This is a genomic window from Polaromonas sp., assembly GCF_049790275.1.
GTDB lineage: Bacteria > Pseudomonadota > Gammaproteobacteria > Burkholderiales > Burkholderiaceae_C > Polaromonas.
The window spans coordinates 1-11,730 of record NZ_JBAQYR010000172.1 but is presented as its reverse complement, the minus strand read 5'-3'; the positions used below and the strand labels follow the sequence as shown (position 1 = coordinate 11,730).

4 protein-coding genes and 1 pseudogene are annotated in these 11,730 nt (G+C 64.8%); 1 reads left to right on the top strand and 4 read right to left on the bottom strand.

All coding sequences use genetic code 11. The features are described from left to right. Window positions 1-623, top strand: a pseudogene (locus WA904_RS22075) (hypothetical protein); the annotation flags it as partial. A gap of 183 nt (window positions 624-806) precedes the next feature. Here the strand turns inward: WA904_RS22075 and pbpC are convergent. The 4 genes from pbpC to WA904_RS22055 form a co-directional block, all read right to left on the bottom strand. Next, window positions 807-3,083: a penicillin-binding protein 1C gene (gene pbpC / locus WA904_RS22070; RefSeq protein WP_425199270.1), complete on the bottom strand. Its 2,277-nt coding sequence runs from the start codon at window positions 3,081-3,083 to the stop codon at window positions 807-809. 2 nt (window positions 3,084-3,085) lie between these two features. Continuing rightward, window positions 3,086-4,291 (bottom strand): serine hydrolase domain-containing protein, encoded by a 1,206-nt coding sequence (locus WA904_RS22065; RefSeq protein ID WP_425199268.1) that lies wholly within the window; start codon window positions 4,289-4,291, stop codon window positions 3,086-3,088. Beyond that, entirely contained in the window at window positions 4,288-10,203 is a 5,916-nt protein-coding gene (locus WA904_RS22060; RefSeq protein WP_425199269.1) for an alpha-2-macroglobulin family protein, read from the bottom strand. Before WA904_RS22060 ends, WA904_RS22065 begins: the two co-directional genes overlap by 4 nt. A 162-nt stretch (window positions 10,204-10,365) precedes the next feature. After that, the coding region (locus WA904_RS22055; protein WP_425199267.1) for a Do family serine endopeptidase at window positions 10,366-11,730 on the bottom strand (1,365 nt) is incomplete at its 5' end.

Genomic DNA, 11,730 nt, shown 5'->3' with positions numbered 1-11,730 from the left:
GCTCGGGGCCGGCTGTCACTGGCGAACTGGCCGCGCTGGCCCATGTGGCCGGCGTGCCCTTGGTGCTGGACGCGGCTGCGCAGGACTGGCGCGCAAGCGAGCTGGTGGCCGGAGGGGCTGACCTGGTGCTCCTCAGTGGCCAGAAATACCTGCGCAGTCCGACGGCGGGGCTGGTGCTGGGGCGTGCAGACCTGGTCGCGGCGCTGGACGCACAACATGGCGGCATGGGCAGGGCCATGAAGCCGACCAAGGAGGCGCTGGCCGGGGTGCTGGCTGCCCTTCGCCTGCGTGCCGACATGCCGCGCGATGCATGGTGCACGGCCCAGCAGCGCAAGCTCGATGCCGTGGCAGCCGCGGCCAGCGGCTGGTCGGGTGTGACCGTGGAGCGCACACCCGACCCGCAAGGCAATGGTTTTGCACGGCTGTGGCTGCATGTCGACGCGGCTGTCACCGGCATCAGCGCCGCGGGTGTGATTGGGCTGCTGCGCGCAGGGGATCCGGTGGTAGCGGTGGCGCCGCACCGGGCAGCGCAGGGCAGCATCGGGCTGGAGCTGACAGCGGTGGACGAGGAGGAACTGCCCGAGTTGTGCGCGCTGCTGGCCGCTGCGCTGAACGCTGGTTGAAGCCTTCTAACAGCGGCGGCTAGGAGCCTGGGCGGTAGAAGGCGTCGAAGCGAGAAGTGGCCCCGGCGAGGCCAGTTTTGCCGGGTTTGCAGCGCCATAGCCGTAGCTATGGGGCAAAAAACCGGTGAAAAATGGACCGTCGCGGCCACTTTGCAGCCGACGTTCCTTTTGCCGCCCAGACTCCTAGCTCCGGCCGGCTTTCACGCCCGCACCACGCACTTCGATGCGGATCTCGTCCAGCACCTCGCCGCGTTCGCTGACCAGCTGCACCGTGTGCCGGCCCGGCCAGGGCAGCCACTGGGCCTGTGCCCCGCGCGCAAACTCCTTGCCGTCCATGCGCCAGCGCAGCTGCCGGCCCTCGGCCGCAAAGTTCAGGCGCTGGCGGTTCGGCGGAATGTCGGGGTCCAGGGCCACGATGGTGCCGTTGGTGGGCGCGGTGATACGCGCCGCTGCGCTTTCCGACCCGCGGGCTGAATCCTTCAAGCGTTTTTGGCCTCCAGCCCTTTCCCCGTCTGCGCTGATAGCTCCTGAATCAATAGCAAACAGGGTTTGCTCCGTGCCGCGGATAAACCATTCGCTGCGCGCCGCCTCGATCGGCTTGCCACCTGCGTCGGCAAGACGCACCTGTTTTTGCACCACACCCGCAGGTGGCGCCGGTGCGCGGCTGGGTTCGGTCTTGTGCAGGTAATTCATCAACGCGGCCCACACCGGCGCCGCACCGCTGGTGCCGCTGACGTCCCACATGGGCGCGCCGCTGGCATTGCCCACCCACACGCCCACGGTGTAGCGCTGCGAGTAGCCGATGGCCCAGTTGTCGCGCATGTCCTTGCTGGTGCCGGTTTTCACGGCTGTCCAAAAGCGCGTGGCGAGGATGCTGTCAGTGCCGAAGGTGCGGGCGCGCGCCAGCGGGTCGGCGAGGATGTCGGTAGCGATGAAGGAAGCACGCGCGTCGATGGCCGGGGTAAAGGCCGGCTTGGTATTCCTGGTGAACGATGGAGCGCTGTAACGCCCGCCGTTGGCCAGCGTGCGGTAGGCATTGGCCAACGAAAGTAGCGAGACCTCGCTGCTGCCCAGTGCCAGGCTGTAGCCGTAGTAGTCGCCGGTTTCCCGCAAAGGCAGCCCTACCGCCCGGAGCTGCTTGTGGAATGCGTCGGGCGACACCATCACCAGCGTGCGCACGGCCGGCACGTTGAGCGAAGCGCCCAGCGCGGTGCGGCTGGACACCAGGCCCTTGAACTGGCGGTCGTAGTTTTGCGGAATGTAGAGCCCGCCGGCCGTATTGATGTGTGCCGACGAATCGTCGAGCAGTGATGCGGCGGTGATGCGCCGTTCGGCAATCGCCTGCGCATACAGAAAGGGCTTGAGCGTGGAGCCGGGCTGGCGCAGCGCCAGCACGCCGTCCACCTCGGCCGCATCGCTGAGTTCACCCGACGAGCCGACCCAGGCCAGCACTTCACCGCTGGCGTTGTCGAGCACGACGATGGCACCGTCTTCGACATGGCGTCCATGCAGTTCGCGCAGGTGCTGCCGGAGCGTTTGCACGGCAAAGCGTTGAAGGGGAGCGTGCAGCGTGGACGCCACCGTTCGTACTGACCTCGTCGAAGTGTCTGCCTGTTTGCTGCGCCGGGCTTCGACAGACTCAGTCTGAACGGACAGAAGACGCCGCGAAAAATGCGGTGCAACCCCTTCTGTTGCATCAAACGCCCGCCGCTGCAGGGCGGCGCTGGCAAACAGGTCCAGGCCCTCGCAATCGGTTTTGGCAGGCGCCTGCATGGTTTTGAGGACACCGCAGGCGCGTTGTGTGACCTGCGCCGCCTTCGCATTCGGTGCGCGAACCAACGCCGCCGCAATCGCTGCCTCGTGTTCGTCAAGCCCATGCGCCGCCTTGCCGAACAGGGTGCGGCTCAGCGCATCAATGCCCACGACTTCACCTCGAAACGGAACAAGATTGAGGTAAGCCTCCAGGATCTGGTCTTTGCGCCAGCGCGCTTCCAGCATCTGGGTGGAAACGGTCTGGCCGATCTTCTGCGTGATGCTGCGGCCACCCGCGCCAGCACGCCAGTCTTCGTCCAGCAGTCCGGCCAGCTGCATGCTGAGCGTGGAGGCGCCGCGCGTTTTCGTGTTCCAAAGGTTGCCCCAGGCCGCGCTGGACACAGCCCGCCAGTCCACGCCGCTGTGTTCGTAAAAGCGCTTGTCTTCACTGAGCACCAGTGCAGTGCGTAAAGCCGGCGAAATATCCGGCAGCGCCACCCACTGGCCACGTCGCACCGTGCTGTCGGTGCGCAGGCGCTGGAGGACTTCACCGCTGCGGTCGAGGATCAGCGTGTCGGAGGGCCGGTGGGCGGCCTTGACCTCATCGTAGGTTGGAACGGCGTGCGCGGCCACTCCCAGCAATGACAGGGCCAACGCAATTCCCGCCGCCAGTGCATGTTTGGAAGCAGAACCTGACGCACCGTGCATGTTCATGTCACGCTCACCGCCACTTTCGCGGCCGCATCAAACAGCTTGTACATCTGCGGTGGCCAGGGGCCTTCGCTGTCCACGGCTGTTTGCACCAGCACGGTCTGCGTCCTGCGATCCACCAGCACGCGCTGGCCGTCGTGACCGTTCATCATCATCAGGCTGCCGTCAGGGCGCGGATGCCAGAAGAAATATTTGTAGCCGGCATAACGCATGGCCGTGCCATGGCGGCCCTGCGCATCGGCTCCCGACCAGGAGGAGCAGTCCTCGATCCATTTGCTGCTGACCACCTGGCGGCCTTCCATCATGCCGTTCTGCGCAATCATCTGTCCCAGTCGCGCCCAGTCGCGCAGACACGCAGCGAAGCCGATGCAGTTGAATTCCTTGCCCTTGGTGTCGCAGAGCCAGGTAGCGCCTGCTTCCGCACCCAGGGGCTGCCACAGCGCTTCCTCGCAGAAAGCTGCCAGCGGTTTGCCGGTGACCTTGCGGATCACCATGCCAATCGTCAGGGGGCACAACTCGTTGTAGTTGTAGCGCGTGCCGGGCGGCTCCTGAACGGTGTTCCAGCCGCGTACCACCGGCTCCAGGTCGGCGTTGCTGCCGGTGAAGGCGCGGGGATAAATCGTCGGGTTGTCACGGTCGTGCAGGATGGCCGCACCGCTGGACATGTTGGCCAGGTTGCGCAGGCTGACGCCGCCATGCAGCGTGCCCTGCAGTTCGTCAACATACATCTGCGGCGTGTCTTCCATGGATCGGATGAGGCCGCGGTCCAGGCAGATACCCAGCAGCAGCGAGGTCACGCTCTTGGCCATGGACCAGCTGGTCAGACGCATCTCCGGCTTGCGGTCAAACTGGTAGGACTCATACAGGATGGTGCCCTTGCGCGCGATCAGCAGGCCGGTGACAGGCCAGGCCTTGAGATATTCCGCGGCAAGCTCGGCCACCGGTGCAAATTCCCTGGCACCCCCGGCGGAAACCATCTGCAACGGCGCGGCCTGGGCCGATGCGGTGATAGGCCTGGCGCGGAACATGGCCTCATAGCCACCCGAATAGTTGCCGACGCGGTAGGCCTTGTCCGTCCACATCCTGCCTGGTCCCCAGCCGGTGGGGTAGCCGAAGCGCTGCTGCCAGTCTGCTGCGGCAGTGAAAGCGATTCGGGGGAAAAAGATGGCGGCAGCGGTGGCTGCCGTGAATGACCTGCGCTTCACTTCGCCGCCTCCACCTTCACCCGCGCATTCGGCACTTCGCCAAACATCTCTGGTGCATACATGGCTTCCACCCGGCTGGGCGGCAGCGCGAAGTCGCCGACGTTGTTCAGGCGCACGGTGTATTCCATCTTCACCACGCCCTTGGGCAGGTATTCGTAATAGCTGCGGAAGGCCTCGAAGCTGCGTTCTTCAAACGCCGGCCAGCCCGTACCGGTTTTCTTCTCGCCGCTGGTGGCAATCTGCGAATCACGGCCCAGGCCGCTGCCGAGAATGGTTGCGCCGCCGGGCACCGGGTCGCTGATCACCACCCAGGTCATGTCGGTGCTGGCGTTGACTTCCAGCGAAATACGCACCACGTCGCCGCGTGTGTAAATGCCTTTGACGGCTTGCTCCACCGGTGTGATGGTTTTCTTGATCTGGTAGCCGGCGTTGAACGGTGCCTTCAGCTGCACAGCCGCAATGGACTGCAGCGTGAGCCAGGGTTTGCCGGGGCCCTGGTGGGTTACCGCCAAGGTTTCCCTGCCGGTGCTGGCCCAGGGCAGAAACATGCTGTTGTTGCGCAGATTGCCCGGTGCTGCCGGCGCGCCGAAGAAGGTGCTCAGATGGGCTGCGCCGGAAGCGTCGGTGGTTTTGATGCGCTCCACTTTGGCCCAGTCAACACTGGCAGTTGCTGCGGCCAGCGCTGCCTTGGTAACACCGGCCACCGGCGTTGCTTCAAACTTGGCCGAGAACTTGTCGAGCGCCAGCCCGCCCCACAGATTGGCCGTGGTGGTGTGCCACGCGCCTTTCTGCTGGCGTGCGATGAAGCCATTGGCCAGGCGGCCCATGTCGTCTTTCCAGGCTGGGTCGTCCATCACCGCCAGCATCAGCCGGGCGGTGTTGACGTCGCCGTTGGTCATGAGCCACCACCAGTAGTCGTCGCGCTCGGTGCTGAAGGTGACTTTGGTGCCTTGCCACGACAGGCGCGACTTGAGCACCTGGTTCGCTTCTGCAAGGCGCTGTTCGCGCTGCGGAACGTCGGCCACGCGTTTGAGGATGTTCAGCCAGTCAATCACCGCGTGGGTGGGCCACTGGTTGGGCGCAATGGTGATGCTGCCCAGCATGCGGCCCTGCGCCTTGCCGTAACGCGACAGTGCTTCGAGTGCGGCGAGCTTGCGCACGTCCAGGTCCTTGCGCGGACTCCAGAACTCGCGCTGGATGCGGCCTTCGACAAACGCAATCAGGCCGCGCTCCATGGGGGCGCGTGCTTCGTCGGGCAAGGCAAAGGCGGGGTTGATGCCGGCGGCTTCATGCGTGGCGGCCAGCAGGTAGGCCGTCAGTGCATCGCTGCCGCGTGAAGCCTCACCGTCGCGCGGCGGGAAGTAGCTGGCCAAGCCGTCGCTGTCCAAGTAGCCGGGCAGTTGCGCCAGCACGGTTTGCCAGAGTTTGGCGTCGCGCAGGCCGACGGCTTTGCTGGTTTTCTGCTCCAGGCAGGCGAAGGGGTAGTTGGCGAACCAGTCACGCACCCCGTCCATGCCTTCGGCAAGCTTGGGCTGCAACGACATTTTCAAACCGCCGCGGCCGGGCAGGGCGTCGGCCGGCGGGTTCACGTCGAGCGTGAACGAACCATCGACCTGCACCAGCGTGGCTTGCTGCACCGTCAGCGGTACAGCGGGGATGATGCGCTGGCGCGCTTTCAGGCCGTCGCGTGCACCGCTGACCGTGTCTTTCGCCTCGATTTCCCAGAGGATGGCTTCGGCGCGCGTCAGCGCGAGTTGCGCCGGCGCCGTCACCATCCAGGCGACTTCACGTGTTTCACCTGCGGGAATGTCGATGGTTTGCGGTTTCAACTCGAGCAGTGTGGCACGCGGGCTCACCTCCACCTTCATCGCCGCCTTGGTCGTGTTGCGCAAGGTGATCTGCGCGCGGAACTGGTCGTCTTCGCGCACCAGCGGCGGCAGGCCGCTGATGATCTGCAGGTCTTGCGTGGCCTTGATGCTGGTCTGCCCGGTGCCGAAGAGGCCGGTCGCGGCATCCGCCACCGCGACGATTTTGAAAGTAGTCAGCGCATCATTGAGCGGCACGGTGACGACGGCCTGGCCTTTGGCGTCGAGCACGACTTTCGGGTTCCACAGCAGCAGGGTCTCCAGCAGCTCACGTGTGTTGCTGCGCCCGCCGCCGCCACCGGCCGGCACGGCTTTGCGCCCGTAGTGCCTGCGACCGATGATTTCCATTTGCGCGGTCGAGGTTTCCACGCCCCACGAGCGGCGCTGCAGCATGGCGCCCAGCAGGTCCCAGGAGTCATTGGGCATCAGCTCCAGCAAGGCCTGGTCCACCGCGGCGACGGCCACTTCGGCGCCCGCTGCCGGCTGGCCATTCGGCAGTTTGGCGGTGATGGTGACCTGGGCCTGCCCGCGCACCGGGTAACTCTCCTTGTCGGCTTTCACGCTCACCTCAAGCTGGTGTGCCTTGGTGCCCACGCGGATTTCCGCCAGGCCCAGGCGGAAGGCCGGCTTGCTCAGATCCACCAGCGCGGTGGGGGCCACATACTCGCGGCCCTCGTACCAGAACGACGTCCACCATTCACGCGGCGCCTTGTAGCCCCAGGTGAAGAAGCTGTACCAGGGTACCTCGCGCAGACGGCCGCGCAGGGCCAGCACGCTCACGTACACGTTCGGGCCCCAGCCGTCCTTGACCTGCAGCTGGATGGTCGGGTCCTGGCCGTTGAGCTGCACGACCTGGGTTTCGATGATGCCTTCGCGCTCAATCGCCACCAGCGCAGTGGCAAAACGGAAGGGCATGCGCACCTGGAATTTGGCCATCTCGCCGGGCTGGTAGCTTTTCTTCTCGGGCAGCACGTCCATGCGGTCGTGGTTTTCGCCACCGAACCAGAGCTCGCCCTGCTTCGTCACATACACCGAGCTGGCCGCCTGGATGGTGTTGCCGTCCCTGTCCTTCGCGGTAACGACCAGTTCCACTTCGCCGGGCTCACCGAGTTTGGCTTCGCACAGCAGCAGGCCGCGCGTATCGCTCTTGCCGCTGCAGACTTGCCCCAGATCCTTGATGTCGGTCTTGTTGTCATAGGTGTAGAAGCCACCCACCATGCGTTTGCGGCTGGTGGTCACAATGCGTGCCACCGCCCGGACGTCCAGCGACACATCAGCCGCCGGTTTGCCTGCCAGGTCGAGCGCGAGTGCCTGGAACTTGATCTTCTGGCTGCTTGAGACCCAGCCCTCGGTCTTGATGCCGGCCACAACGCCCGCGGGCCAGAGCGGGGAAACGCTGCGTATGGTTTGCACTTCGCCGTTCGGGTCGGCGTAGGTGGCTTCCAGCAGCAGTTCTCTCGGCTGTTTACCGGGCGGTACCTCGTTGATGGTGAGTTTGCCGGCGCCGTTGCGGTCCAGCGTCAGGGGCAGTTTGTCGGCAATCACGCGCTGGTCTTGCGACGCGGTGGCTTCTTCTTCACCACTGCCGCTTTCGCCGCGTCGCACGCGGGGTGGCGAAAAGTTGAACGCCTCATAGTCGCTGTAGCTCAGCGACTTGCCGCGCACCAGCGCCGATACACGCACCGGCAAATTCACTGCGCCGCCGCCTGAGACGTAATTGATCTGTACATCGGTCGGAATCGACTTCACGTTGACCAGGGGTTTTTTATCCGCCGGGGTCACACGGCCTTCCAGCACCGGCAGGCGGAACTCTTCCACGCGGAACTGCCCGCTGCTGAAGCTGCGTTTTTTCTCGTCGTTGGCCTTGAGCTGCACCTCGTACATGCCCAGCTTGGCCGCTGGCGGAATGGCAAAGGTGTTTTCGGCACTCTGTCCACCCGTCGCAGTTTTGCGCCAGGCGATGGGCTGCGTGTACTGCTGGCCGCTGCCAACGTGGGTGACGACTAGCGTGGCCGGCGGTGCTTCGGACAAACCAAAGCCTAGACTGGTTTCGGTGCGCAGGATGTGTTTCATGGACACGGTTTCGCCGGCCCGCAGCAGGGTACGGTCGAAGATGGTGTGGGCGCGTGCGTCGGGTTGCGGGTCCTGGCTGGTGGGCACATTGAAGCGCCAGGGCTCAATGCCTTTTTGCCAGTTGCTCCAGGTGAAGGCCATGTCTTCGACACCGTCTGCCGTGGCGCGCGCGCTCACAAAGTAGGCGTTGCCGCCGTAGTCGCCTTCGCCGCAACGCAGCGGGTCCGACGACAGGCCGGTGAAGCGGGCCAAGCCCTGGGCGTCGGTGACGGCCTTGGCCAGCTCCGTGCCCCGGCAGTCCGACACGCGCACCGCAGCGCCCGCCACCGGCGCGCCCTTGTCGAGCGTCGTCACCCAGGCCAGCGCATTTTCGCGGCCGAGCTTGAAATGCACGCCGAGGTTGGTCACCAGCGCCGAGGTGCGGACATACATGGTGCGGCTGGCACCGTGCCGTTCGTCGAGCAATGACGTGCCGAGTTTTTGCGAGGCGATCTCGACCACGTGAAAGCCGGGCGAGAGCGGGATGCCGATGACCTCGAACGGACGAGGGTCACCACTGGCGGGCTTGGGGAGGTCCAGCGTTTTCACGCCGGGCTGGCCGTTCAGCAGAGACAGCATGCGTGACTGCACGTACTCCTTGCCTTGAGGGTCAAGGGCCTTGGGCAACGCGCCTTTCACGTCGCGGCCGGCCTGGTCGCGGTCCACCTGGTAGTCGTTGTAGTGCTCCACCTTGCGGAACCAGGCAATGATGTCTGCATCGTTCTTCGGCTGCAGGTCGCTGACCTTGCCCGGTGCCAGGCCCTTGACCTGCAGCGCAGCTTCGACATTGCGCAGTGTCACCGGCAGCAGCGCCGGGTCGCCCCCTTTGGTGCCGGGTTCGGCAAAGCGCTCGACGATGCCGAAGGGCGCGGTGGCGAACTTGGCCAGCGGCGGCATGGCGCCACTGGTCACCTTCAGGGGAAAGTTGTCGGCGTTGCGCAGGCTGCGCCCGGAAGCGTCCTTGAAATCTTTGGGAAGCTCCACCGTAAAGGCGGTTTGTTCTGCAAAAGGTGGCTTGAAGCTGACACCATTGACGACGTTTTCACCGTCGCCGCTTTCCGTGTCGAACACCGGCTTGAGCGTGTCTTTGGCCGACTTCAGGCGAATCGCCTCGGCCAGCTTGCGCGGCACCGGCGCGTTGAAGTTCAAACTCATGGGGCGAATCGGCAGGCAGGCCGACTGCGCGTTTTCACGCTCGCAGTTGAAGCTGGCCGAAAATGGCTCGCGCACCTGGAAGTTGTAGCGCCGCTCCACCGAGTTGGCTACACCGCTGGGGGTGGCGACGCCTTTTCCGTACACCAGTTGCACCTTGCTGGCGGGTGTGAGGCGCCGGTTGCAGGCCAGCGTCACTATGTTCAGCGAGTCTTTTTCGGCGGCTTTGTCCAGGTTTTGCGACTTGAGCAGTGCCTCCCTGTCCTTCCCTTCGATCAGTCTGACCGGCACCCGCTCGCCCAGGCCCTCGACCGAGCACCAGACGCTGTCGCGGATGCTGGCCAGCGTTGCCGGGCCGTTGAGCTGGAACACGAAGAACTGTTCTTCATCGATACGCTGGTAAGTGCCGGGCCGCAGGTTCTGGATGAACGGGCCGCCGGTGTTGAACTTCCATGACAGCTTGCCGCTGATGGCCTGGTCTTTGGGCGAACGAAAGGTGGTGATGGACTGCAGCGTGCAGTTGACGCCGGGCGGCAGATCATTCTCGAATTCAAACGCCCATTGGCGGTCGCTGATCCAGCGCCCCGAGCCCTTGGTGGCCTGCGCGTCGCTGCAGCTCAGGCTGACAGGAGCGGGGGCTTTCGGGTCGCCGAAGTTAACGGCGCTATCGTCAAACTTGACGGCAATCTGCCGTACCTTGGCGATTTCGCCTTGTGGCGAGACGCTGGTGACCTGCAGGGCCTGCGCGCTGGTGGGCAGGTACAAAGCAGCGGCTGCCGCCAGCAGGGCGGCTGTTCTTGTGGTGCTTGTTGCCAAGTTTCCTCCTCGTTAGGAGGCCAAGCGTAGCCGATTTGCCTGTAACAAAATAGCGCACACGCATGGAATAAAGGCGCAAAAAAAAAGCGGGCCGCAGCCCGCTTTTGTCATCAACAGCCCGTGAGAGCGTCAGCCGAGATTGACCGGCACAAAAATTTTGCTGTCGCCGCGCTGGATCAACAGCGCCACCGATTTCTCCGCTTTGGCCACGGTGGCACGCACCTGCTCAATGTTTTTCACAGGAACACCGTTGATGGAGAGCAGCACATCACCGGCCTCCACGCCGGCCAGGGCAGAGGGGCCGCTGGCTTGCTGCACCAGCAGGCCGCTGTCCACGCCGGCCTCCTGCTTCTCCCCGGGCTGCAGGGGCCTGAGGGCCAGGCCCAGCTTGCCCTGGTTGGGCGCCTCTTCTTTTTTGCCGGCCACCTGGCCTGCTTTTTCATCGGCGCTGCCCAGGCGTGCGGTCAGTGTTTTGGCTGCGCCCTGGCGCCAGATGTCCAGCTTGACGCTGTCGCCAGGTGTGGCCAACCCGATCAGAGTGGGCAGGTCGCCCGATGACACGACGGGCTGGTCATTGACCCCGCGGATCACGTCGCCCGACTGCAGGCCGGCCTTGTCGGCAGGGCCGCCTTTTTCGACCGAGGACACCAGGGCGCCCTCGGGCTTGTCGAGCTTGAAGGAATCTGCAAAGGCCTGGTTGACTTCCTGCACCGCCACACCCAGGCGCGCATGTTCGGCCTTGCCGGTGGCCACGATCTGGTTCTTGACTTTTTCGACCACATCGATCGGGATGGCGAACGACAGGCCCTGGTAGCCGCCGCTGCGGCTGTAGATCTGCGAGTTGATGCCCACCACCTCGCCCCGCGTGTTGAACAGCGGCCCGCCCGAGTTGCCGGGGTTCACGGCCACATCGGTCTGGATGAAAGGCACGGTGCTGTCGTCGGGCAGGGAACGGCCCTTGGCGCTGACCACGCCCGCGGTGACGGTGTTCTCGAAACCGAACGGCGAGCCGATGGCCAGCACCCATTCGCCGACCCTGAGCTCGCTGGTCTTGCCCAGTGTCACCACCGGCAGGTTTTTGGCGTCGATGCGCAGCACCGCAACATCGGTTTTGGGGTCGGCACCCAGCACCTTGGCCCGGTACTCGCGCCGGTCGGTCAGCTTGACGGTGACTTCTTTCGCATCACGTACCACGTGGGCATTGGTCAGGATGATGCCGTCGGCACTGACGATGAAACCGGAGCCCTGGCCGCGGGTGGGCACCTCCTGTTCGCCCCTGCCACCGTCCGGACGCTGGCCCTGCTGGAAGCGGCGGAAGAATTCAAAAAAGGGATCGTTCGGAAAGGCGTCTTCTCCACCCTGCGCCATCGGCCAGCCGTTCGACACCTTGGTTGTTCCCGTGACGCTGATGTTCACCACGGCCGGGCCGTAGCGTTCGGTGATTCTGGAAAAATCGGGCACGGCCATGGGCACGGCCGCTGCGCTGCTGGCGAC